At 66.9% G+C, this 24,314-nt stretch carries 20 protein-coding genes; 10 read left to right on the forward strand and 10 right to left on the reverse strand.

The features are described from left to right. Nucleotides 1–17: 17 nt before the first annotated feature. The 3 genes from CVM50_RS02745 to CVM50_RS02755 form a co-directional block, all read right to left on the reverse strand. Nucleotides 18–722: an ABC transporter ATP-binding protein gene (locus CVM50_RS02745; protein ID WP_085886231.1), complete on the reverse strand. Its 705-nt coding sequence runs from the start codon at nucleotides 720–722 to the stop codon at nucleotides 18–20. Further along, a complete protein-coding gene (locus tag CVM50_RS02750) occupies nucleotides 719–1,483 on the reverse strand; it encodes an ABC transporter ATP-binding protein (protein WP_085886230.1) in 765 nt (254 codons plus the stop codon). Before CVM50_RS02750 ends, CVM50_RS02745 begins: the two co-directional genes overlap by 4 nt. Nucleotides 1,484–1,591: 108 nt before the next feature. Beyond that, nucleotides 1,592–2,788 (reverse strand): substrate-binding domain-containing protein, encoded by a 1,197-nt coding sequence (locus CVM50_RS02755; protein WP_085886229.1) that lies wholly within the window; start codon nucleotides 2,786–2,788, stop codon nucleotides 1,592–1,594. 109 nt (nucleotides 2,789–2,897) lie between these two features. Between CVM50_RS02755 and CVM50_RS02760 the strand changes: the two genes are divergently transcribed. The 4 genes from CVM50_RS02760 (at nucleotide 2,898) to CVM50_RS02775 (ending at nucleotide 11,475) form a co-directional block, all read left to right on the forward strand. Beyond that, entirely contained in the window at nucleotides 2,898–3,494 is a 597-nt protein-coding gene (locus CVM50_RS02760; protein ID WP_232618132.1) for a helix-turn-helix transcriptional regulator, read from the forward strand. Nucleotides 3,495–4,469: 975 nt separating this feature from the next. After that, complete coding sequence (locus CVM50_RS02765; protein ID WP_143515547.1) at nucleotides 4,470–7,883, forward strand: calcium-binding protein; 3,414 nt, start codon at nucleotides 4,470–4,472, stop codon at nucleotides 7,881–7,883. Between the two features lie 583 nt (nucleotides 7,884–8,466). After that, on the forward strand, nucleotides 8,467–9,654 hold the full coding sequence (locus tag CVM50_RS02770) for an amidohydrolase (protein WP_085886226.1): 1,188 nt from the start codon (nucleotides 8,467–8,469) through the stop codon (nucleotides 9,652–9,654). A gap of 261 nt (nucleotides 9,655–9,915) precedes the next feature. Continuing rightward, nucleotides 9,916–11,475 (forward strand): bifunctional metallophosphatase/5'-nucleotidase, encoded by a 1,560-nt coding sequence (locus CVM50_RS02775; RefSeq protein ID WP_085886225.1) that lies wholly within the window; start codon nucleotides 9,916–9,918, stop codon nucleotides 11,473–11,475. Nucleotides 11,476–11,576: 101 nt separating this feature from the next. On the opposite strand, the gene CVM50_RS02780 is transcribed toward CVM50_RS02775, so the two are convergent. Continuing rightward, nucleotides 11,577–11,969 (reverse strand): hypothetical protein, encoded by a 393-nt coding sequence (locus CVM50_RS02780; RefSeq protein WP_085886224.1) that lies wholly within the window; start codon nucleotides 11,967–11,969, stop codon nucleotides 11,577–11,579. Nucleotides 11,970–12,182: 213 nt separating this feature from the next. Between CVM50_RS02780 and CVM50_RS02785 the strand changes: the two genes are divergently transcribed. Next, a complete protein-coding gene (locus CVM50_RS02785) occupies nucleotides 12,183–12,491 on the forward strand; it encodes a DnaJ family domain-containing protein (protein ID WP_085886223.1) in 309 nt (102 codons plus the stop codon). 2 nt (nucleotides 12,492–12,493) lie between these two features. After that, nucleotides 12,494–13,180, forward strand: coding sequence for an SOS response-associated peptidase (locus tag CVM50_RS02790; protein ID WP_085886222.1), 687 nt, complete (start codon nucleotides 12,494–12,496; stop codon nucleotides 13,178–13,180). Nucleotides 13,181–13,207: 27 nt separating this feature from the next. Here the strand turns inward: CVM50_RS02790 and CVM50_RS02795 are convergent, their stop codons facing one another. Further along, entirely contained in the window at nucleotides 13,208–13,855 is a 648-nt protein-coding gene (locus tag CVM50_RS02795; protein ID WP_085886221.1) for a cupredoxin domain-containing protein, read from the reverse strand. A 170-nt stretch (nucleotides 13,856–14,025) separates the two neighbouring features. Between CVM50_RS02795 and CVM50_RS02800 the strand changes: the two genes are divergently transcribed. The 4 genes from CVM50_RS02800 (at nucleotide 14,026) to CVM50_RS02815 (ending at nucleotide 17,979) form a co-directional block, all read left to right on the forward strand. Continuing rightward, the gene (locus CVM50_RS02800) at nucleotides 14,026–14,388 is read left to right on the forward strand and encodes a DUF883 family protein (RefSeq protein ID WP_085886220.1); all 363 of its coding nucleotides are present in this window, start codon (nucleotides 14,026–14,028) and stop codon (nucleotides 14,386–14,388) included. Between the two features lie 10 nt (nucleotides 14,389–14,398). Beyond that, on the forward strand, nucleotides 14,399–14,803 hold the full coding sequence (locus tag CVM50_RS02805; RefSeq protein WP_085886219.1) for a phage holin family protein: 405 nt from the start codon (nucleotides 14,399–14,401) through the stop codon (nucleotides 14,801–14,803). A 284-nt stretch (nucleotides 14,804–15,087) separates the two neighbouring features. Further along, the gene (locus CVM50_RS02810) at nucleotides 15,088–16,326 is read left to right on the forward strand and encodes an NAD(P)/FAD-dependent oxidoreductase (protein WP_085886218.1); all 1,239 of its coding nucleotides are present in this window, start codon (nucleotides 15,088–15,090) and stop codon (nucleotides 16,324–16,326) included. 219 nt (nucleotides 16,327–16,545) lie between these two features. After that, nucleotides 16,546–17,979, forward strand: coding sequence for an aminotransferase class V-fold PLP-dependent enzyme (locus CVM50_RS02815; RefSeq protein ID WP_085886217.1), 1,434 nt, complete (start codon nucleotides 16,546–16,548; stop codon nucleotides 17,977–17,979). 39 nt (nucleotides 17,980–18,018) lie between these two features. Here CVM50_RS02815 and CVM50_RS02820 read toward each other — a convergent pair whose 3' ends face one another. The 5 genes from CVM50_RS02820 to CVM50_RS02840 form a co-directional block, all read right to left on the reverse strand. Next, the gene (locus tag CVM50_RS02820; protein ID WP_085886216.1) at nucleotides 18,019–18,480 is read right to left on the reverse strand and encodes an Lrp/AsnC family transcriptional regulator; all 462 of its coding nucleotides are present in this window, start codon (nucleotides 18,478–18,480) and stop codon (nucleotides 18,019–18,021) included. 64 nt (nucleotides 18,481–18,544) lie between these two features. Then, a complete protein-coding gene (locus CVM50_RS02825; RefSeq protein ID WP_085886215.1) occupies nucleotides 18,545–20,797 on the reverse strand; it encodes a molybdopterin-dependent oxidoreductase in 2,253 nt (750 codons plus the stop codon). A gap of 67 nt (nucleotides 20,798–20,864) precedes the next feature. Further along, nucleotides 20,865–22,352, reverse strand: coding sequence for an ABC transporter substrate-binding protein (locus tag CVM50_RS02830; protein ID WP_100148430.1), 1,488 nt, complete (start codon nucleotides 22,350–22,352; stop codon nucleotides 20,865–20,867). A 40-nt stretch (nucleotides 22,353–22,392) separates the two neighbouring features. Further along, the gene (locus CVM50_RS02835; RefSeq protein WP_085886213.1) at nucleotides 22,393–23,304 is read right to left on the reverse strand and encodes an ABC transporter ATP-binding protein; all 912 of its coding nucleotides are present in this window, start codon (nucleotides 23,302–23,304) and stop codon (nucleotides 22,393–22,395) included. Then, nucleotides 23,301–24,314 (reverse strand): ABC transporter ATP-binding protein, encoded by a 1,014-nt coding sequence (locus tag CVM50_RS02840; protein ID WP_085886212.1) that lies wholly within the window; start codon nucleotides 24,312–24,314, stop codon nucleotides 23,301–23,303. Before CVM50_RS02840 ends, CVM50_RS02835 begins: the two co-directional genes overlap by 4 nt.

Below are 24,314 nucleotides of genomic sequence, written 5' to 3' on the forward strand. Positions count from 1 at the left end.
TCTCTCCTCGGGCCTCCTCACGCGGACAGGGACAGCAGGCGATCCTGCAGGTCCTTGTCGGCCACGAAATCCGCCATGCTGCCGGTATGGGCGACGCGGCCGTCCTCGATGACGGCCATGTCGCGGCCCAGCGAGCGGGCAAATTCGAAATTCTGTTCCACCAGCAGGATCGTGGTCTTGTCCGAGATCTCGCGGAAGGCCTCGGCCATGTTGTCCACGATGGAGGGCGCCAGCCCCTTGGTGGGTTCGTCGATCAGGATCAGCTGGCGCGGTTCGATGATGGCGCGGGCCACCGACAGCATCTGCTTCTGCCCTCCCGAAAGGGCACCGGCGGGCTTGTCCCAGAATTTTTCGATGGCGGGGAAAAGGCCGTAGATCCATTTCAGCCGGGTCCTGTCGAAGGTCCCGTTGGCGGTGGCAAGGATCATGTTCTCTTCCACCGTCAGCCCGCCGAAAATGCCCATGTCCTCAGGCACGAAGGCGATGCCACGGCGGGAGATGTCGGCGGTGTGCAGGCCGGTCAGATCCTCACCCCGGAAGGTGACGGAGCCGGGGGAGGGGGACCAGAGCCCCATGATCGAGCGCAGGGTGGTGGATTTGCCCGCGCCGTTGCGGCCCAGCAGGCAGAAGACGCCGCCCTCGGGCACGTCGAAACTCACGTCGTGCAGCACATGGTATTGCCCGATGGAGGTCTTCATGTTCTTCAGCGAAAGCAGGCTCATGCGGGTTCGACCCCCTTGCCGAGGTAGACATCCTTGACCAACTGGCTCGACATCACCTCCTCGGGGTTGCCGTCGGCCAGCAGGGTGCCGTTGTGCAGGACGATGATCCGGTCGGCGAGCGCGCGCACCACGTCCATCTTGTGCTCGACCAGCAGCACGGTCTTCGAGGTGTCGTGCTTGATCTCGGCGATCAGCTCCAGCACGTCGGGCGCGTGGTCGAGGGACATGCCGGCGGTGGGTTCGTCGAACATGTAGATGTCGGGCTCCATCGCCATCAGCAGGGCGACCTCCAGCTTGCGCTGGTCGCCGTGGCTAAGTTCCGAGGCCGCCTGATGGGCGACGCCCTGCAGCTTGGTGGCCTCCAGGTAGCGTTCGGCGCGGGCGGTCAGTTCGGTCAGCGACCTGGCCGATCGGAAAATGCGCCAGCCGTCGCCAGATCGCGCCTGCACCGCAAGGCGGATGTTTTCCAGCACCGACAGCTCGGGGAAGAGGTTGGTCAGCTGGAAGGCCCGGCCGACGCCATGATGGGCGCGGGTCGAGGGCGCCATCTTCGTCAGATCGGTGCCGTCCTTCAGGACGCGGCCCGACGTGGCGCGCAGCTGGCCGGAAATCAGGTTGAAATAGGTGGTCTTGCCCGCGCCGTTTGGGCCGACGATCACCGTCAGCTCCCCGGGGCGGAAGTCGCAGCTGACGGCGTTCACGGCCACGTGGCCGCCGAACCGGATCGTCAGATCCTGCGTGATGAGGGATGGTTTGGACATGGGAAACCTGGGGTCTGCCGGGGCGCGGGGATACGTCGCGCCGGCGGTCTGTCTTGGGAAAATCCCCGGGCCGGGGATGGACCGGCCCCGGGCAGTGGATCGTCGCGGTCAGTTCTCGCGGCCGATCGGGATTTCCATCTCTTCCGGCTTGATCTCACGGACCAGTTCCGGGATCGCCCAGTCGACGTCCTCATCCACGCGGATCTTGAAGTGGTACATGGATTGCAGCGCCTGGTGATCCTCGGGGCGGAAGGTCATGGTGCCCTTGGGCGTTTCCCAGGACATGCCTTCCATGGTCTCGATCAGGGTCTCGGTGTCCCACTCCTCGGCTGTCTCCAGCGCCTTCACGACCGCCAGAGCGGCGGACATGCCACCGGCGGTGAAGAAGTCCGGGGGCGTCTCGAAACGTTCCATGTGGGTGTCGACCAGCCAGTCGTTCACCTCGTTCTGAGGCGCCTCGTAATAGTAGTAGATGGCGCCTTCCATGCCCGGGACCCGCTTGTAGGTGGGCAGGACGGGTAGGATGTGACCGCCGGTCGAGATCTCGATGCCATAGCGTTCGGGCTGCATCGCCTGGATCTTGCCCATCGGGTCACCGCCGCCGGCGACGTAGATCATGATGACCTTGCGGCCCTCGTGATCCTTCAGGGCGTTGAACATCCGTTCGGCGGAGGCGGTGAAATCAGTGGTGCCCTGGGGGATGTATTCCTCGGTCACGACCGTTGCGCCGGTGCCGTCCAGCGCGGACTTGAAGGCGGTGATGCCGTCGCGGCCAAAGGCGTAATCCTCGGCCAGGGTGGCAACGTAAAGGTTTTCATCAGGGGCCAGCGCCAGAGCCTGGGCCTGCATGTCCATCGACGAGTTGCGCGACGTCTTGAAGACGTAGCGGTTGCTGTCCTCGCCGGTCAGCCCGTCGGCCACCGCCGGTTCGACGATCAGGATCTTCTCGTATTCCTCGGCAATGGGCAGCATCGACAGGGTCACCCCCGAAGAGGTGGCGCCGACGGCCAGCAGCACCTCGTCATCGCCATAGGCCTCTTCCAGGGCGGCGCGCGCCATGTCGGGCTTGAACTGGGTGTCCTTGTGGATGATCTCCACCGGGTGGCCGTTGATCTCATTCGTGCCGCCGGTGGCATATTCGATGCCCAGCTCGAACCCGGTCTGCGACTGCTTGGAAAACGCCTCCAGCGCTGAGCCGGACATGCCGTGGATAAGGGCGATCTTCACCGGGTCCTGCGCCTGCGCAGCCCCCGTGACGCCCAGGCCGAACGCAAGCGCGCCGACCAGTGTGAACACTGATTTCATGGGTCCTCCCTCCCTTAAGTCAGGCAGACGGTCGCATTGCGCGGGGCCGTCTGTTTCAGTATCTCCTTGCGTCAGGAAGATCCCATTGCCCGGGATCGGGAGCAATATCGTGGAACTACTTATCGACGAGGCCTACCGTTCCGGACGGTTCGAGGAGATCGCGTTCCTGCATGCGCCCGTGGGCCTTGTGGTGACCGAGGACCGGGTGATCCGCGACTGCAACATCGCCTTCGCGGAGATGTTTCGGTACGCCCGCGACCAGCTGCGCGATCAGACCTTTTCGATCCTCTATCCCTCGCGGGAGGAATTCGTGAACATCCGCGACCGGGGCATCCGGACACTGGCGGAAAAGAACGTCTACTGGGACGAGCGGATCATGGCGCGCTCTGACGGCACGCTGTTCTGGTGCCGGGTGCGTGGCCATTCCTTCACCCCCGACGAGCCGCTGGCACGCGCCGTCTGGTCCTTCGCCGACCTGTCGTCGATCCGCCCCTACAACGAGCTGACCCGGCGCGAGCGGGAAATCATTTCGTTTCTGGCCGACGGGCTGACGTCGAAGGAAATCGCGCTGAAGCTCGACATCTCGCACCGCACGGTCGAGGTCTACCGGGCGAAGCTGCTGAAGAAGTTCGGGGTGGTGAACACCTCCTCCCTGCTGCAGGCGCTTGGCCACATCGACGCCGATCACGTGGTCGACCGGGCCTAGGCCGGCAGGACAGGCTGTCGGCGCGGCTTTCATGCCGGCGACAGGGGATGGCAGGAATGTGGCGGTCACGCTGCGATTGGTGTCTCTTTGGAACCAATTTAGGGTCTGGCGCTGGGATAGTTGCCGGATCGCCCCCTAACCTGCCGCACTTTCGCCACGGTTGATCGCCTTAAGGTTGTGCCTCCGGGTGGCCTGCTTGGCCACCCAGGCTGCCGAGACACCGCGAATCTTCCGGGCTGTGAAGATGTCTTCTGGACGGCTGACAAAGCCGCCCTATATCCATCCGGTATAGTATTGCGACCAATGTCTAAGGTCCGCCTCCGGTCTGGCCCGCCAGATCGGGCTGAAATCTGCCAGGAACATTCATGCTGACGTGAACGTCAATTTTGGCGTTTGGCGGGAAATATTCCCGGTTTTGGCGGCCTTCCTCCCCTGTTTGTCTGAAAGTCGGCTCGAATCACCTATCGGAAGGCGGGCGTTCGGGCGCGTGTGTTGGCTGTGATCCGCCGACCGCGGAAAACCCAATAAAATCTACCAAAAACGGATCGTTTTGGACTAAGATGGGGTCAGGATACAGCTTTGCTCCGTCACCCTGACACACACACACCCGATGGTCATTGAGTGTATCTCGGCAGTGAGAGACCCCATTCAGGGGTCTCTCACTCGCCTTTAAGGTGAAAATCTAAACAGATTCCGGGCTGCGCGACTCCTGCAGGGGCAGCGTTGCATTTTTGTGCTCTCCCTAGAATTGTATCGATCCGCTTTATGGATCGTTAATCTACGTCTTCGGATTTTCCCAACGCGCCCAATGACTTGCCTGGATAACTTGCTGTTTCCAGGCGGTATGAAGAGCGCTGTCGTTCGTATTCACTCAACTTAAACGTAAAGCTGTCGTTGCACGTATTTCGGTTCACTGCCCTGAATTTTGCGTCAAGCTGTTCTTGTGTGTGTCAGTAGTGAGTGCGGAGTTTCAGAGTGGAACCGTTATTAGTGTCGCTCTTCGGCATGATGGCCTCGGGCTATGTCGCCGAAGACAGTACTTTGGGTAAACTCCTCGGTGTCGAGGGAGAAGCAGAGGACGGAGAGGACGAGATCGCGGAAGAGCAGGCGCCGGCGGAAGACGGCACCAGCATTCTCGACTTCGCTTTCCCCGAGGACGCTTCGTCCGACGACGGAGGACAAGAAGAAGGGGAGCCGGCCGACCAGGCCGGTTCCCCCGATAACCAGGCCGCGACGGGAGAAGCCGCGGTAACCGATCCGACGCTGGGCCAGCAGGCTGCCGGCGCGGAGGATGCGATCACGGCTGACAGCCTGGTCGACGAGTTGGACGACACGGTGAAGTTCGATGTCGTCACGGGCCTGGCAGGCGCCGCGCCGGCGCTGATCTCGGGCTTCGACAATGCCAGCCATGATCCCAGCCTGAAATCCGACCAGGTCTATCTCTACGACAGCGAAGGCAACCTGATCCCCGAAAGCGATTTCGTCGCGGGTGACCGGATCCTGTCCATCGTCGACATGGAGGACGGCAGCGGGGCTGCGCTCTACCTGGATGACGAGCTGGTGGCCGTGGTGGAGGATTATACCGCCGACGAACTGGCCGCCGATACCTCCTGGGTCGGCAATTTCACCGGCGATGAGGGCGAGGTGGTCGAGATCACCGAGCCGGAAACCACCAACATCTTTGCCGATCTGGACGAGGACGAGGCCCCCGAAGCGGAGGAGGCGTCCGCCGAGACCCCCGAAGAGGAGCCCGCAGAAGAGGCGGCGCCCGAGGAGCAGGTCGAGGAGCCGGAGCTTGCCGCAGCCGAGCCGGAGGAAGACGCGGCCCCGGCAGAGGAGGCCTCTGCAGCCGAGGCGACCGAAACGGCAGCGGCGGAGCCGGCCCCCGAGGCCGAGGACAGCCTGGCGTCCGGCGCGGGTGAGGACAGCCTGGCCGGTGCAGCGGGCGAAGACAGCGTCGACGCGGCGCAGGATGAGCCGGTCGCCGAAGCGCCTGCCGAGGCCACCGAGGAGACCGCTGGCGAGGCAACGCCCGAGCCCACGATCTCCCTCACGGTCGAAGGCGCCACGGCAAGCGGCAACAGCGTCAACCAGGCGATGTTCGGCGGCAACGTCATGTTCGGGATCAATTCCGAAGGGGGCGCGCTGAATGACAATATCCAGGACGCGCTGGATGCCACCGACATCGAGAACATCCGCTTCCCCGCCGGCAAGGGCGACGGCATCGCCGCCGAAGAGGGCGAGAAGTGGCTGAACATCGTCGACCTGGACTACGACGAGGAGGGCAATGCCACCCTGTCGCAGGAGGTGACCGAGCTGCTGGACTGGGCACGTGATCCCAACGGCGACGGCGATCTGTCGGATGGCAAGCAGGTCACGCTGGTCATCCCGACCCAGCACCTGTCGCTGGAGGAATACGAGGAATTCGGCACCGACATCGAGATGTTCTCTCAGCTGGTGATGGAGCAGTACGGCGATGTCGTCGCGGGCTTCGAGGTGGGCAACGAATACTGGACCACCATCGGCGAGAGCGAATACGGTGCAAAGGCCAACATCGCGGTGAAGGCCCTGGCCGACGGGATGGAGGCCGCCGGTGTCGAGGCCGAGGATCAGCCGCACATCGTAGTGCAGATGGCCACGCCCACGGGCGCGTCGGACTTCCACGTCTCCGTCGCCGACGGCTCCTGGATCGAACGTCTGGAGGGCGCCAACGAGGCGATCATCGCCGAGCTGGACGAGGAGGCGCGCGCGGACCTGGATGGGGTGGTGGAACATTACTACTACCGCCAGGACCACGACACCTACGAGGACAGCCTGGAGGAGTTCAACTACATCGAGAAGGACTACGACGTCTGGGACGCGGCCTTCGACAAGGAGTTGGATCTTCACATCACCGAGTGGAACATCAAGACCTCCAACACCGCAGAGACCGGCATGAAGGCCGCCTCGACCATGGTCGAGCAGTTCGAGAACATGATCGAACAGGGCGTGGATCACGCCGATGCCTGGGCGGTGATGCACAACACCTCCACCGATCTGGCGGGCGACCGCGACGGTGAGGTGACGACCGACGATCAGGGTCGGGTGACCACCTCGATCAACGGCGCCACCTTCGATCTGATGTCCTCGGCGCTGCCGGGCAAGGAGCTGCTGGAGCTGGACATTCCCGGCGACGACGGCACCATCGAGGTCAACGCCTATGCCGACCAGGACGAGACGGTGGTCTACCTGTCGTCCCGCTCGCTGGAGGTGGAAACGATCGAGATCGACCTGCGCGAGCTCGTGGGCGGCGATGTCGAGGGCGCGACCGGCGTCAAGATCGGCATCGACCAGAGCACCTCGAATGGCTGGCACTGGGTGTCCGGCGAGGGCCGCGTGGATGCGGACTTCGTCGAGATCGACGGCGAGAAGTACTACTACAACGAGCATGACGTCGGCGCCGAGCTGACCGACTATACCTACGACAGCTCGGTCATCACCGTGACGCTGAAACCCTATGAGGTCCTTCAGGTGACGATCCCCGGCTCCGACCTCGCGGTCGGGGCAGGGGAGGACGATCTGGCCGGCTCGGCCGGCAGCGACGACCTGACCACGCCCGACGCGGGCTCTGTCACCGCCCCCGATGGGGCGACGGAGGCCCCGGTGGAAGACCCCGCCGAAGAACCTGTCGAACTCGAGGCGCCCGAAGACACGGTGTCGCTCGACGATCACCTGGTGGGGTCGGGCTATGCCGACTACCTCAAGGGGTTTGAAGGGGATGACACCATCGACGGTGGCCGTGGCGATGACACCCTGGCCGGCTCGGAGGGCAATGACCTCCTTGAAGGCGGCGCCGGCGAGGACCTGATGAACGGCGGGCAGCAGGATGACCGGCTGTTCGGCGGCTCTGGCGACGACGAGATGCTGGGCTGGACCGGCGAAGATTACCTCAAGGGCGGCCACGGGCATGACGTCATCGACGGTGGCGAGGGCAATGACACCCTGGCCGGGTCCCAGGGCAACGACTCCATGTATGGTGGCGAAGGCGCGGATGAGATGAACGGCGGCAAGGACGACGATTACATCTCAGGGGGCGAAGGCGCCGACACGCTGACCGGCTGGTCCGGCAACGACACCTTCGCCTTCGCCGAGGGTGACACGGTCGAGGGCGATGTCATCACCGACTTCCAGCCCGCCAAGGATGTGATCGAGCTGGACGTGCCCGGCCTGACCTCCATCGCCGACCTGGTGTTCACCCAGCGGGAGCAGGGCGGCGTGCTGATCGAGATCCCCGGGCAGGGCACGGTCCTGCTGGAAGGGGAACTGACGGTGGCCGACGTGGCAATCGACGAGAACTTCATCTTCCTGGCAGGGGCCAAGACCACGGCCACCACTACGGCGGCTGCCTGACGAAGATCCCGGGAGCGGCCCGCCGGTGGCGGGCCGTCCCCCCAAGCCCCGTGGCCAAAGGCCCTGGGCGCAGGACGATGGACCGATGCAGAACTGACCCGAACCGGCATAGCGCCGCGCCCCGGGTCCAACCTGGAAAGGATGGAAAGGACATCTCATCTTTGGCCCGCCCGGACGGCACCCCGGGACCGGGCCTTCATACTTGCGGGAAGAGACACGGTTCCACACACCTCTTCCCGCAGGTGCGGGCGAGCCCGGCACGGCTCGCCCGCGGCTTGCGGCGGCTGACGGCACTCACACACACACCAGCCGCCGCAAGCATCCCCGCGCGCCTCGGGCCTGTGGTCCGGGGCGCGCACCCGTTTCGGGCCCGGCCACGCGCGCAGCGCGCTGTTTCCCGACGGGTATCGACCGATGCCGATCTGAATGAGTCCCAACAGGGATGACTATAGTCCAGGATGTGACGCGGAAAAGGTGCAGCATGCGCAACCGTGCGGTCACCCCTGCGTCGTGGGCCGTCCGGCCTTGCCATTTCCCCGCGGCTCCCGCAGCCTCGGGGCAAGCAAATCCAAGGACGCCTGCCATGCCCACCACTGCCACCCCCTCCGCCGTTGCCCGTTTCCTCGCCGATCATTTCGACGATCACCAGGCCCTGCGCCGGGACATCCACGCGCACCCCGAACTGGGGTTCGAAGAGACCCGCACCGCCGCCCTTGTGGAGGAGCGGTTGCGCGCCGCGGGCTTCGAGGTGACGACCGGCATCGCCCGCACCGGCATGGTGGCGACGCTGAAACGCGGCGAAGGGCCGGCCATCGGGATCCGGGCCGACATGGACGCCTTGCCGATGGATGAACAGACCAACCTGCCGCATGCCTCGAAGGTGGCGGGCAAGATGCACGCCTGCGGTCATGATGGCCACACCGTCAGCCTGCTGGCCACTGCCGAGGCGCTGGCGGCCGAAGGCAACTTTTCCGGCACTGTGCACCTGATCTTCCAGCCCGCCGAGGAAGGGCTGGCCGGCGGCGCCAAGATGGTCGAGGAGGGGCTGTTCGAGCGTTTCCCCTGTGACCGCATCTTCGGCTTTCACAATGAACCGCGCATGATGCTGGGCCAGGCGGCGACGCGCAGCGGGCCGACCATGGCCTCGGCGGATGAATTCCGCGTCACCTTCACCGGCAAGGGCGGCCATGCCGCCGTGCCGCATATGGCCAAGGACAGTGCCCTGGCCCTGTCGGAACTGGTGGTGGCCCTGCAACAGCTGGTCTCGCGCCGCATCGACCCGCTGCATTCGGCGGTCGTGTCGGTGACCCAGATCCACGTCGGATCCGCTCATAACGTGATCGCGGGCGACGGCTGGATCGGCGGCACCGTGCGCTGCCTCGTGCCCTCGGACCGCAAGGTGCTGGAGGAGGGGATCCGCAGCATCGCCCAGGGCCATGCCGATGCCGCCGGGGTCGAGATGACCTTCGAGTGGTCGGGGGGCTATCCGCCGCTGGTCAACGACACGGCGGCGGTGGCCGACGTGGCCGTGGCCCTGTCGTCCGACGCCGCGCCGGTGACCTATTCCGAGGCGACGCCGATCATGGCGGGGGAGGATTTCGCCTTCATGTTGCAGGAAGCGCCCGGCGCCTATGTCTTCTTCGGCATGTCGGAGGAGGGCGCGCCCTCGCCGATGGTCCATGACCCGGCCTATGACTTCAACGACAAGCTGATCCCCATCGTCGCCGAAAGCATGGTGGCCCTCGTCGAGGCCGAGCTGCCGGCGAAATGATCCCGCGCGGCGGGACTTGCAGGGGCGGTCTGAGCCCCCACAGGCTCCCGCCGGCGACCGGGTCCAGGGCGGCTTTCAGGCTGCCCTAGGGGCAGCTTTCCCCTCATATGTGACAGTTTTGTGACTATTTTGATCGTCTGGTCAGACTCCGTTGCGCGGGGCGCCGGTGTCATGGCCCTGACGCAGAGTTCGGCTTTGACAGGTGGCATGCGCCGGGGCAGCATCCCGGTATAAGAATTGACCTTAGAGGGGAGAAACCCAATGTCCGTCCGTCTGCTGACGAGCGTGGCCGCCCTGGCGCTGAGCGCCGGCACCGCCATGGCCGATTATTCGCTGACCATTCTTCACACCAATGACTTCCACGCCCGTTTCGAACCGATCTCGAAATACGATTCCGGCTGCTCGGCCGAGGACAACGATGCCGGTGAGTGCTTCGGCGGTTCCGCCCGCCTGGTGACGGCGGTGGAAGAGGCCCGGGCCCGCGCCGAGAACTCCATCCTCGTGGATGGCGGCGACCAGTTCCAGGGCACGCTCTTCTACACCTACTACAAGGGCAAGCTCGCCGCCGAGATGATGAACAAGATGGGCTATGACGCGATGACCGTGGGCAACCACGAGTTCGACGACGGCCCCGAGGTTCTGCGCGGCTTCATGGATGCGGTTGAATTCCCGGTGCTGATGTCCAACGCCGACGTCTCGGCCGAACCGCTGCTGGCCGACACCCTGCTGAAATCCACCACCATCGAGGTGGGCGGCGAGACCATCGGCCTGATCGGCCTGACGCCGGAAGACACCGACGAACTGGCCAGCCCGGGCGACAACATCACCTTCACCGACCCCTCCGAGGCGGTGCAGGGCGAGGTCGACAAGCTGACCGCCGAGGGTGTGAACAAGATCATCGTCCTGTCCCACTCCGGCTATGGCGTTGACCAGACGGTGGCGGCCAACACCACCGGCGTCGACGTGATCGTGGGCGGTCACTCCAACACCTACCTGGCCAATGACGACGAGGACGCCGAAGGCCCGTACCCGACCATGGTCGGCGAAACCGCCATCGTCTCGGCCTATGCCTACGGCAAGTTCCTGGGCGAGCTGAACGTGACCTTCGACGACGAGGGCACGGTGATCTCCGCCGAGGGCGCACCGCTGATCATGGATGCCGCGGTGACCGAGGATGACGCCACCGTCGCCCGTATCGCCGAAGCCGCGGAGCCGCTGGACGAAATCCGCAATACCGTGGTCGCCGAGGCCTCGGAAGAGATCATCGGGGCGCGCGACGTCTGCCGTGCCATGGAATGTTCCATGGGCAACCTGATCGCCGACGCCATGCTGGACCGGGTCGCCGACCAGGGCATCGAGATCGCCATCGAGAACAGCGGCGGCATCCGCGCCTCCATCGACGCGGGCGAAGTGACGATGGGCGAAGTGCTGACCGTGCTGCCCTTCCAGAACACCCTGTCGACCTTCCAGGTGACCGGCGCGACCTTCGTCGAAGCTCTGGAGAACGGCGCCAGCCAGATGGAAGAGGGCGCAGGCCGCTTCCCGCAGGTGGCCGGGGTGACCTTCACCGTCGATCCGGCGGCCGAGCCCGGTTCGCGCATCTCCGAGGTCATGGTGGGCGGTGAGCCGATCGACCCGGAAAAGGTCTATGGCGTCGTGTCCAACAACTACGTCCGCAACGGCGGGGACGGCTATGCGATGTTCAAGGATGCCATGAATGCCTACGACTTCGGCCCCGACCTGGCTGACGTGACGGCGGAGTACCTGGCCGAGAACGGGCCCTACAAGCCCTACACCGACGGCCGCATCACCGTGAAGTGACGCAGCCCGGGCCCGCGCTCGCGCGGGTCCACCCGGTGCCTAACGCAAGACGCCCGCCGGTTCTCCGGCGGGCGTTCGCATGTGGTCTGGCCTCTGCGGGATCAGCCGGGCTGCTGCTGGCCCGGATCCATCGGCGGCGACGGCGGGGCCGCAGGCTCGTCATCCTCGGTATCTGCCGCGCCGAGCGACAGGCCGGCGTCGAAGCCGCCACCGTTCAGCTTCACGCCCAGATCAGCCCCGATGTAGGAGCCGTCCATCAGCTGCGCCACGCCGGCGGTGGCGCGCCAGCTTTGCGAGGTGAAGAGATAGTCCATGCCGACCGAGGCAACGGTGCTGTCTTCCTCGTCATCGGAAAAGACCCGCAGGCCGACACCCACATCGGTGCCGCCGCCTCCGAAGGCGAAGCTGAGGCCGAAGCCGATCAGCGGGTCTGCGCTCGCCGGGGCGGCCAGGCCAAGGGCCAGGGCCGCGGCAGTCAAGGCTTTGTATTTCATGAGATTCTCGTCCTCTTCGTGTTTGCGCAAGAGCAAAGCCGCTTATGGGGGAACCGGCAACTCCCCTAACTAGGGGGGGGCGAAGGCAAAGCTAGGGCCGAAACCGGCGGTCGGGTCTGGCAGATCTTGCAGGCGCTGCGCGACCGCAGGGCCCACGCCCGCCTCTTGCAGTGCCCGGGGTGCAGGACCTATCTTTGGGGAAAGGAGCGCGCCATGGATCACCCCCTGATCGACCTCATCAACAGCCGCATCTCCGAGGCCGAGGCCAGAGGGGATTTCAAGGATCTGCCGGGGTCAGGCAAACCGCTGCCGGCGGTCGACGATCCCGAAAACGCGCTGTTGAACCGGATGGTGAAGGAGGCCGGGGGCGAGCCGGAGTTCGTCACCCTGTCGCGCCAACTGCGTGCCCTGCGCGCGGAGTTGAGGGAGACCGGGGACCGGACACGGCGCCAGGAGATCCTGAAGGAGATCTCGATGATGGACGCCCGGATCGACATCGCCCGCAAGGCTTTCTCGCGCTAGCCATGTGCGGGCGCATCGCCAATACGCTGCCCCATGATGCCATGGCCCGGCTGTTCGGCGCTCGGCCGGACAATGATCTGCCTCAGGTGCCTCAGTACAATCTGTGCCCGACCCAGCCGCTGGCCGTCGTTCGGTCGGACGGCGGGGTAGAGGCGCGCCGGTTTGTCGCCATGCGGTGGGGGTTCCTGCCTCGGTGGTACCACTCCCCGACAGACGGCCCGCTGCTGATCAATGCCCGGGCGGAGACCATCGCCCAGAAGCCGGCCTTTCGCGAGGCCTGTCGGCAACGCCGCTGCCTGGTGCCGGTGACCGGATTCTACGAATGGCATCGGGCCGGGGACCGCAAGCTGCCGTGGTTCTTTTCCCGCGCGGACGGGGCGCCCCTGGTGATGGCCGGCATCTGGCAGGCCTGGGGGGAGGGGCCGGACAGCCTGCAGACGGTTGCCGTGGTCACCACCTCCGCCAATGCGCTGATGGCGCCGGTACATCACCGCATGCCGGTGGTGATCGAGGAACCGAACTGGCCGCTGTGGCTGGGCGAGGCGGGCCATGGGGCCGCACCGCTGATGCGTCCGGCGGCAGAGGGCGTGCTGCAGGGCTGGCGCGTGGGGGCAGAGGTCAACTCGAACCGCGCCAGCGGGCCGGAGCTGATGGAGCCCCTCGTCGAGGATGACGCAGAGCCGATCTGAGGGGGCGACAGCACAGGGCCGACGGGATCAGCCGCCGGGCGCGCCGTTCAAGATATTGCCCTGCGTGTCGACGGTATAGACGTGCTGACGGGTCGTCTCGATCCGACGCACGGCTTCGGTGATGTTGAACCGCTCCGCCAGGCTGGTGGCGACATAGGGATAGTCCTTCGGATCCGTTTCACTGTCGTGGGGGGCGTCCAGCGCGCGCCCGTCGAAGGTGGTCTCGTAAGTGCCCCAGTAGCTGTAGCTGTAGGTCGTGCCGGTGAAATCCCAGTCCGTCTCATGGTCCAGCATGATGGGGTAGGTATTGTGGTAGCCCAGCGTCCCGGAGGCCCAGCTGCCGTCATTCGCCTCGATCAGCTGGTTGCTGTGGGTCAGGTTCACGAACATCAGAGTGTCGCCCAGCTGGGCGTGCACCTCTTCCGGGAAAAAGTCGCTGCCGATCAGGTAGATCACATGGGTGATGCCGGTCGGCTCGACAGGTTCCGGTTCGGGCTCCGGCTCCGGATCGGGGTCCTCCCAGCCGCCACCCCAGCCGCCACCCCAACCGCCGCCCCAGTCCCACTGGGCCGCCACGGGCGAGGGCGCGACGCTCAGCCCGGCAAAGGCCGACAGCATCAGGCCCGCCAGCAGGGGGCGGGTCGGGAAGGCGCGAAGGAAGGCACGGAACCACATGGCTCTCACGGGTTAACGGAATCAGGTCTTGAGTATCCCTACGGTCAGAATGCGGCTGTTTTTTGGCCGGCCTTCCTTGGATTTTCATGTCGATTTTCATGGAACCGGGCGGCGGCGTAATGGGTTGATACCCAGAGAATTCCCGTCGATTCATCGCAAGGAGATCCGACATGGCGACCGCAAAATCCTCCACCGGTAGCAGCGCGAGCACCGAAAGCACCACCAAACCGACCGATCCTTCGGATCCGGCGGCCATCCAGGCGCAGCTGGATGCGGTGCGTGCCGATATTGCCGAGCTGACGCGCACTCTCGGTGCCTATGGTCAGGCCCAGAAGGATCAGATGACCGCCTCGGCGCGCGCCCGTGCGGAGAAGCTGAAGCGGGACGCCCAGGCCGGACTGACCGAGGCCGAGGCACGTGCCCGGGGAGCCTACGACCAAGCCGAGACCGCCGTACGCGAAAATCCCGCCTCGGCCATGGCCATCGCGGGTGGCGTCGGCTTCCTGCTGGGTCTGGTCCTGTCGCGCCGCTGAGGGGGCGCAGATGCTGACCTGGTTCTCATTCGCCCTGCGCCGGATGGCGCTGCGCGCCGGCGCTTCGATCGTCGGCGCGATCCTCATGCTCGTGGGGCTGGGCTTCTTCACGGTGGCGCTGTGGATCCTGCTGGTCGAGATGCGGGACCCGCTGTTCGCGGCCACCGTTCTGGGCGGCATCTTCCTTGGCGTTGGCCTGATCGTGCTGGCCCTGGCCATGCGACACCCGCGGCGCAAGCTGCCCTATGGCTACCCGCCCGCAGCGCCCGCGCCGCCCGCAGCGCCCGCGCCGCCCGCAGGCGTCGGCGCCGCCGGGGTGCCCGGGGCCACGATGCCGGGCCTCATGGGCGCGCTGATGCAGGGGGTCGGTGCCGGCATGGCTGCCGGGGCCGCGCGCAAGCGTCCGCCGGAATGAGGTTTGCCTGACCTCGCCGGGCCGGCCTCCATTTCGAAGTCGGCCCGCCTCCCATGCGTGGCGACAGACCGCGGTCCTTTGACCGCTAGAATTTAACCGCTCAAAAGAGTGGTGTTGGATAAATCTTTGCCGTCGTTTGATTGTTCCTGCGCCGAAACAGCGGTCAGGGACATCTTTGGCGGCCCATTTCTGTCCGCCAGCCTCTTCCATCCGTATCCGTGCTGAGTTTTGGTGCCCTCCAGCTACCTGCACATGCGGGGCATCGGGACGGGACGTACAGCGCCATGCGTATCGCCATAATCGGAGCAGGGGTCGTCGGGCTGAGCAGCGCGCTGGCGCTGATCGAGCGCGGGGCCGATGTGACGGTCTTTGACCGCGAGGGGGTGGCCGCCGGCGCCTCGCGCGGAAACGCGGGGATCTTCGCCGATTACGCGGTGCTGCCCGAAAGCACCCCGGACATGCTGCGCCAGGTGCCGCGGATGTTGCTGCAGCCCGACGGGCCGCTGTCTCTGCGCTGGCGCTACCTGCCGCAGATCGCGCCCTGGCTGCTGCGGTTTCTTGCCGCCGGGCGCCCGGGGCAGGCGCGTCACGGCACCCTCGCCATGGCGGCCCTGATGGCGCATGTGCGCGGCGACTGGGATCATCTGCTGTCGCAGATCGGTGCCGAGGACCTGCGCGTGACGCGCGGCGCCCTGCTGGCCTACACCAGCCGCCGCGCCTTCCAGGCGGATCGCGCCGGCTGGCAGGCCAGGGCCGAACACGGCGCCTGCGACGTGGAGCCGGTGATGGGCGAGCGCCTGCACGAAATGGAGCCGTCGCTGACCCGCGATCTGCATTACGCCATCCACCTGCCCAACCTCAGCCACTGCCTGAACCCCCACGGCCTGGTCGAGCGCATGGCCCGCGCCGTGCAGCAGCGCGGCGGAGAGCTGCGCCTGCGCGAGGTGGCGGGCGTGACCCCGACCGAGACCGGTGTGCGCCTGCGCCTGCCGGAAGGGGGCGCAGTGGACTACGACCGCGTCGTGCTTTGCGCCGGGGCCCATTCCACGGCGCTGACCCGGTCCCTGGGGCTGAAGATCCCGCTGGAAACGGAACGTGGCTACAACGTCACCCTGCCGGATCCGGGCGTAACCCTGTCGCGGCCCGTGTCGATCCCGGAGAAGGGCTATTACATGACGCCGATGTCGGTGGGCCTGCGGATCGGCGGCGGGGTGGAGCTGGCCGGGCTGAAGGCGCCGCCGCGCTGGTCGCGGGTCGAGGTCATGGCCCGCCACGCCGAAACCATGCTGCCGGGGCTGAACCGGGCAGGGGAGGCGCGCTGGATGGGCTTCCGCCCGGCGATGCCCGACACGCTGCCGGTGATCGGCCCGGCGCCCGGCGCCGAACGGGTCGTGCTGGCTTTCGGCCATGGCCACCTTGGCCTGACCCTTGGCGCCACTACCGGCCAGATGGTTGCGGGCCATATTTATGGCAGCAACAACCGGATCGATTCGATCCCCTACCTGCCCACGCGCTTCGGCTGACTGCTTGGCCGCCCCGTGGTGCGGCGCCTGAGGGCCCAAACTGCGCGCATCCCGCCCGGCAGAGCATTCACTGCTGCGGTTGGTCCGATCCGTGGAAACGGATTGCAGGTCTGGGCCGCGTCCTTCCCCAATTTGGAACCGGCTTGCGCCCGGGGGCTGGTAGATTTGCGGCGACGCCACCGCGGCGCCGTTTCCTCTCCCCAATCCCGGACCTCCGCCATGACCCCTTCCGATCCTGCCTCCCTCCTGTCCGCCTTCCGCGCTGCCTTGCCGCCGGTATCCGCGCTTGCCAAGGACCTGGTGGGGAAGGACGCGATGGTCGAGGGCCCCTTCGGGCCGAAGCCTCTGGTCTATGCGGATTATGTCGCCTCCGGCCGGGCGCTGCGCACGCTGGAGATGTTCATGCTGGAGCGGGTGCTGCCCTTCTACGCCAACAGCCACACCGAGGCGTCCTACTGCGGCGGCGTCATGACCCGGCTGCGCAATGCCGCCCGGGCCACCATCGGCGCCCATTGCGGGGCGACGCAGGACCATGCCGTCATCTTCGCCGGCAGCGGGGCTACGGCCGGCCTCAACCGCCTGGTCAGCCTGCTGGGCGCGGACCGGGGCCGGGTGAAGGTCATCATCGGCCCCTACGAACATCATTCCAACATCCTGCCCTGGCGCGAATGCGGCGCCGAGGTCGTCGAACTGCCCGAGGCGGCCGACGGTGGGCCGGATCGCGCGGCGCTAGCCACGGCCCTGGCCGATGCGGGGGCCTATGACCGGGTGATCTGCGCCTTTTCGGCGGCCTCCAACGTCTCCGGCCTCATCGCCGACGTGGCCGGGCTGACCCGCCAGGCGAAGGCGGCAGGGGCGCTGATGGTCTGGGACTACGCCGGGGGCGGCCCCTACCTGCAGATTGACATGCAGCCCGCCGAGGGCGCGGGCATAGACGCGCTGGTCTTCTCGCCGCACAAGTTCATTGGCGGCCCGGGCGCCTCGGGCGTGCTGGTGCTGCGCCGCGACGCCGTGGTCTCCGACCGGCCCACCTGGGTCGGCGGCGGCACCGTGCGCTTCGTCTCGTCCCAGGGGCACGACTATTCCGATGCGCTGGAGGCGCGCGAGGAGGCCGGGACGCCCAACGTCGTCGGCGACATCCGCGCAGCCCTGGCGGTGATCGTGAAGGAACATATCGGTGAGGCCTTCATGACGGCGCGCAACACGACGCTGTCGGCCCGGGCCATCGCCACCTGGGACGCCGAACCGGGGGTGGAGCTTCTGGGGCTGACCGGCCCCGCGCGCCTGCCGATCCTGTCCTTCCGGATCCGCAACCCGCGCGGCGGCTACATCCACCAGCAGCTGGCGACCCGGATGCTCAGCGACCGCTACGGCATCCAGGCGCGCGGCGGCTGTGCCTGCGCGGGGCCCTATGTCCTCGACCTGCTGGGCCATGATGCCGAGGCGGTCGCGCGTATTCGCGGCGACATCCTGTCGGGCAAGGAGCTGGAGAAGCCCGGCTTCGTGCGCCTTAACCTGTCGGTCCTGATGTCCGACGCCGAGGTGGAGTTCATCCTGCAAAGCGTCGCGGCGCTCTCGCGCGAGGCGCATGAGCTGGTCGACCTCTACGAGGCCGATCCCGCGCGCGCGGTGTTCCGCAGCACGGCCGCCTGAGGCTCCGGTCCCTGTCCCCGGCGCGGTGCCGTGCCGGGGTCAGATATAGTCGAGGGGCAGTTCGGTGCTGGACCGGATGGTCTCCATCGCGAACATCGAGGAGACGTCCTGGATCTCCACCTTCTCGATCAGCCGCTGGTAGACCTTGTCGTAGGTGGCGATGTCCGGCACCACGACGCGCAGCATGTAGTCGACGTCGCCAGCCAGGCGGAAGACATCCACGATCTCGGGAATGTCGCGGGTCGCCCTGACGAAGGCGCTGGACCATTCGCGGCTGTGCTGGTTGGTGCGGATCGCCATGAAGACAGAGACGCCGACATTCAGCTTCTCCTCGTCCAGCAGGACGACGCGCCGCTTGAAATAGCCCTGCTCCTCCAGCTTGCGGATGCGACGCCAGCAGGGGGTCGTGGTCAGGCCGATCTCCGCCGCGATCTCGGCGATCGGCATCTCGGCGTTCTTCTGGAGCAATCCGAGGATCTTCTTGTCGAAGGAATCTAGCATGGGCCTGACCTGATTGGTGTCGAGGGGGAATTATATTCCCATCCTGTCGGGAAGTGTAGGTGCCTTATGCTCCGCCGGCGCTCTGGGCCACGCCCAGATGCTCCGGCGCGGGCGCCGGTTCCAGGCGCACCCGGGCGCCGCCCGCACTGGGGCCCTGCGACAGCTCCGAGCTGCCGCTATCGCGGGTCAGGGTGTTGGGATTGCCGCCGCAGTCGATCCAGCGCCCGTCGATCCGGCGCGGGGCGTACCAGCCGCCCGTGGGCAGCTCCACATGGCCCGGGGCCAGCCGGTTGTCGGCCTCGATCATCACCAGAACGGCCCCGCGTTCATTGCTGAGAAGGGCGGGCGCCCCGGCAATCAGGCCAGCGGCACGGATCTCGTCGGGATGCGCACGGGCAACTTCCAACCCGTCACGCCGCGCGTCCTCGGCAATCGGCGCGCCGTCGAGCTGGCTGTGCAGCCGTTGCGCCGGTTGCGGCGACAGCAGGCGCAGGGGCAGGGCGGGATCCTCGCCCGCATCGCTGACGACCACGCGCGTCAGCGGCGCGCCCAGACGGCTGTCGGCGGCGCGCAGCAGGGCCGGCATCAGCTCGATCCGTCCGCTGGGCGTGGCCAGGGGGGAGGCCTGCGGGTCGGCGCGGAAGGCCTCCAGCGGCTGGATCACCTCCTCGGGCACGGGATCGGACAGGCGGGCATGGCCGGTGGCGCAGAAGGTGTCCCAGTCCGGCAGCTCGGGGAAGGCGGCGCAGTAGCCCGCGTAAAGTTGGGCGATCCACTCGGCCTCGCTGCGCCCCTCGTGGAAGGCCTCGGCCAGGCCAAGGTGTTCGGCGATCCGGGACAGGACGGCGTGGTCGGTTTCGACGCCCGCGGGCGGCTCGGTCACCTTGCTGGACCGGATGATCCAGTCGTCGCGGGAGGCGGCGGCGATATCGTCGCGTTCGCTCGGCAGGGCAGAGGGGAAGACCAGATCGGCGTGCTGTGCGGTGGCGGTCCAGACGCTCTCCTGCACGATGACGGTCTCGGGGCGCCGCCAGGCGCGGGCCAGGCGGTTCAGGTCCTGGTGATGGTGGAAGGGGTTGCCACCGGCCCACCAGATCAGCCGGATGTCGGGCAGGGTCAGCGACGCGCCGTTGTAGGCGATCGTCTCGCCGGGGCGTTCCAGCATCTCGGTGATGCGGGCCACGGGGATGAAGTCGCTCACCGGGTTCGTGCCCTGCACGAACGCCGGGCCGCGCAACCGGCGCAGCGGGTTGCCGACGGAGGAGACAGCCGAAAGTCCACAGGCCAAGCCGCAGCCGGGCTGCCCGATCTGGCCCGACAGCACCGCAAGAACCAGCGCGGCCCAATAGGGTTGTTCACCGGCCACGGCGCGTTGCAGCGACCAGGCAAGGTTGATCAGGGCAGGGCCCGCGACCAGCTTGCGCGCCAGCTGCGTCAGGGTCGCGGCCGGGATCCCGGTCAGCGGTGCGGCCCAGTCCGGCGTGCGGGCCGGCCCGTCGGCCTGCCCCAGGATCAGCGCCTTCAGCGCGTCATAGCCCGTGGTCAGGCGACGCACCGCAGCCTCGTCCACCAGGCCCTCGTGGATCAGCACATGGGCCATGGCCAGCATGGCGCAGGCATCGCTGCCCGCGTGGATCGCCAGGTGATCGCCCTGCGGCGCGTCGCGGCGATCGGGCGACAGGGTCAGCATCTCGCCGCCCGCTTGCGCGAAGGCGGTCAGCCAGCCGCGCGTGCGATGCGCGCCGGTGCCCCCGGCCTCGACCTGGGCGTTGGACAGGCGCATGCCGCCGAAGGACAGGATAAAGGGACGTTCGGCCACGATCCGGTCCCAGGTCGGGTTGAACGCGCCAGGGTCGGAATAGGCGGGGCCCACCAGATGCGGGATCAGCACCTTGGCGGTGCCGTAACTGTAGGTGTTGCGGGCCGAAACGAAGCCGCCGGCGAGGGTGAGGAAGCGTTTCAGCTGGCTTTGCGGGTGATGGAACCGCCCCGCGGAGCCCCAGCCGTAGGAGCCGCCGAAGATCGCGCCGTTGCCATGGGTCCGGCGCACCCGGTCCAGTTCGGCAGCTGCCAGTTCGCTGGCCCGTTCGATGGAAAGCGGGACGAAACTGTCAGCGCCGCGCGCCGCGCCGCCATCCCCGTCCAGCCAGCCGCGACGCGCCATGGGCTGTCGGATCCGCGTGGGGTGATCGGACAGCGCCAGGAACCCTTCGCCAAGGGGCGACGGGGCAGGGTCGTGACGGAAGGGGCGCAGGCGGGGTGTCTCTCCCGTGCGGTCGATCTCGTAGGTCCCGAAATGGCTGGCGAACAGCTCCATCCTGCGCTCCTGGGGAATAAAAAGACGGGCGAACAGCCGAAGCCGTCCGCCCGCAGTCGGGGAGGTCTTAGTCCGCCGGGGACATGTCGAAGGCACGCAGCCAGTCGTCGCCGCGACCCTCGTAGGTGACGCGGGTGGAGGCGCCGAAGGTGGCGGGCTGCGCGTAGAGGAAGACCACGGGGGCCTCTTCACACATGATCTCCGTCGCCTTCTTGTAGGCGGCCTCACGCTCTTCGGGGTCGGTGGTGGCGATGCCGGCGACCAGCTGTTCGTCGAAGGCCTCGTCGTTCCAGTAGGAGTACTGGTTGCCCGGCTTGAACAGGGTCAGCAGGCCGTCGGCGTCGATCGTGGCCCAGGCCTGGCCCAGCAGGGACAGGCGGCCCAGGTCATGGGCGGCGCGGTACTTGTCGAGGTAGGCGCCGAATTCCATGGTCTGGATCTCGGTCTTCACGCCCACGTCGCCGAACATCTGCGCCACGGCCTGGGTGACTTCCTCGCCCTGCAGGTAGGTGGCGGCGGGCAGCTCGAACTCGATGGTCTGGCTCAGGTCGACGCCGGATTCCTCCAGCAGCTCGCGCGCGCGCTCGGGGTCGTAAGGGTAGGCTTCCAGGTCGGGGTTGTAGCCGAAGTAGTCGGGCGTCATCACCTGGCAGTTCGACACGGTGGCCAGCCCGTCGAAGAGGGCATCGGCGATCAACTCCTTGTCGACGGCGTAGTTCAGCGCCTGGCGGAAGGCCTTGTTGTCCAGCGGGGCCTTCTCGGTGTTGAACTTGATGAAGACGGACCGGGTGCTGTCCACGGCGCCGGCGGTGGCGTTCGGGCTTTCCTCGATGCGGGCGATCTCGGAGGCGGGGACCTTGTTGATCAGGTCGACCTCACCGGCCATCAGCGCGGCGACGCGGCTGGCGGTTTCGGGGATCACGCGGAAGGTGACGCTGTCGAACTGCGCGGCCTCGCCCCAGAAGTCGGGGTTGGGCGACAGGGTGATGTGATCGCCCGGCACGTATTCGGTCATCTGGTACTTGAAGCCCGACATGGTCTCGGTCACCGGGTCATGCTCGGACGCCCATTCGGGGGGCAGCAGCATGAACATCGACAGCTGCGCGGGCAGCGCGGGGTAGGGCGAGGAGGTGGTGATCTCGAACTCGGTGGGGGAGATCACGTTCACGCCGTCGATCTGCGAGAACCAGGAGGAGATCCGCTTGGGGTTCTCGGCGTCGGTCACGCGGGCGATGTTCCAGGCCACGGTTTCCGCATCCAGCGGCTCGCCATTGGCGAAGGTGGCGCCCTCGGTCAGGGTGAATTTCCAGGTGTTGTCGTCCACCGCTTCCCAGTCGGTCGCCAGCGAGGGCTGCAGCGAGTAGTCGGGCGCGCGCAGGATCAGCGTGGGGTAGATGTGCGACAGGACCGACAGGTCGAGGCCCACCGAGGCGGAGCCGTGCGGGTCCAGCGTATTGACGGCGGAGGTTTGCGCGATGGTCACGTCCATCGCGAAGGCCGGCAGGGCCATCATCGTGGCCGCGGCGGTGGTCGTCAGGAGTTTGGAGAGCGTCATGGTGATTTTCCCTGTGGTGATGGTCATGGCCGTTTGGGCCTCATTGTACCTGGTGATCGAGGACGAAGTGGTCGGGGGCGACCTCGATCAGCGGTGCTTCGCGCGGCGGCACGTTGGCGGCCACGTCGAAGGGCGGGCGGTCCGGACGCACGCGGTCCGGATCGGGGACGGGGATCGCTGCCAGCAGCGAGCGGGTATAGGGGTGGCGCGGATCGGCGAAGATCTGCTCCGTGGGGGCCATCTCGACGATGCGCCCGCGCAGCATCACGGCGACCCACTGGCACAGGTAGCGCACCATCGACAGGTCGTGGGCGATGAACAGGTAGGCCAGGCCCAGTTGGTCCTGAAGGTCCTGGAACAGGTTCACGATCTGCGCCTGGATCGACACGTCGAGCGCGGTGATGGGTTCGTCCGCGACGATGAACCCCGGCTGCAGCGCGATGGCGCGGGCGATGTTGATCCGCTGGCGCTGGCCGCCAGAGAACTCGTGGGGGTAACGGCTCATGAAACTGGGATCGAGGCCGACCAGCTTGAACAGCTCCGCCACCCGGTCCTGCAGGGAGGAACCGCTGTCGACGCCATGCACCACCAGCGGCTCGCCGACGAAGCGGCCGACCTTCATCCGCGGGTTCAGCGCCGAGTAGGGATCCTGGAAGATCATCTGCATGTGCTTGCGGTAGGGCTTCAGCCCCTGTTGCCCGAGGGTCGACAGCTCGGTCCCGCGGAACCGGACGGAGCCCGCATCGGGCCGTTCCAGGTGCAGCACGGCGCGGCCCGTGGTGGACTTGCCCGAGCCGCTTTCGCCGACCAGGCCCAGCGTTTCGCCCTCGGCGATCTGGAAGGAGACGTCGTTGATCGCGTGGATCACCGGCTTCTCGCGGCCCAGCAGGGTGCGACCGCCGCCGTAGCTGCGCATCAGGCCGTTCACTTCGATGACGGGGGGCTGCGTCATGGCGTCTGCTCCTTCTCGGACTGGGCGGCCAGCAGGGCGGGCAGATCGTACCAGGCGGCGACCTTGTGGCCGGGCATGTTGCCCACGTCGCGCAGTGGCGGCACCTCGCGGTGACAGCGTTCGGTGGCGAAGGGGTTGCGCGGCGCGAAGGGGTCGCCCGGGGGCGGGTTCGACATGTCGGGCGGGCTGCCGGGGATCTGGTAAAGGCGCCGCTGCGTCCGCGCGCCCTCGTCCGGCAGGGAGTTCAGCAGCCCCCAGGTATAGGCCGAGCGCGGGTCGTGAAAGACCGGGCGCACGGGGCCGCGTTCCATGATGCGCCCGCCGTACATGACCTGGATCGTGTCTGCGAGTTCTGCCACCACGCCCATGTCATGGGTGATCCAGATGACGGTGGTGCCGAAGTCGTGCTTCAGCTGGCGCACCAGGTCCAGGATCTGCGCCTGCACGGTCACGTCCAGCGCGGTCGTCGCCTCGTCGGCGATCAGCAGGCGCGGGTTGCAGGCCATGCCGATGGCGATCATCACGCGCTGGCGCATGCCCCCCGAGAACTCGTGCGGGTACTGCGACAGCCGCGCCTCGGGGTGGGGGATGCCGACGATGTCCAGCAGTTCCACCATGCGGGCCTTCAGGGCGCGCCCCGTCAGGTTGGTGTGACGGGTCAGCACCTCCTTCAGCTGGCGCCCGACGGTCAGCACCGGGTTCAGCGATGACATCGGATCCTGGAAGACCATGCCGATCTCGCCGCCGCGGATGCTGCGCAGGTCGCGGTCGGAAAGGGCCATCAGGTTGCGGCCGTCGAACCAGGCCTCGCCCGACACGATGCGCCCGGGCGGGCAGGGCAGCAGGCCCAGCAGGGCCAGGATATGCACGGATTTCCCCGAGCCGCTTTCCCCCACGACGCCCAGCGTCTCACCGGCCTCGACACTGTAGTTCAGGTCGTTGACCGCGTGAACGACCCCGCCCGGGGTGTCGAACTCGACCGTGAGGTTCTTGATCTCGAGAAGTGCCAC

Source organism: Pseudooceanicola marinus (genome assembly GCF_002786295.1).
Classification (GTDB): domain Bacteria; phylum Pseudomonadota; class Alphaproteobacteria; order Rhodobacterales; family Rhodobacteraceae; genus Pseudooceanicola; species Pseudooceanicola marinus.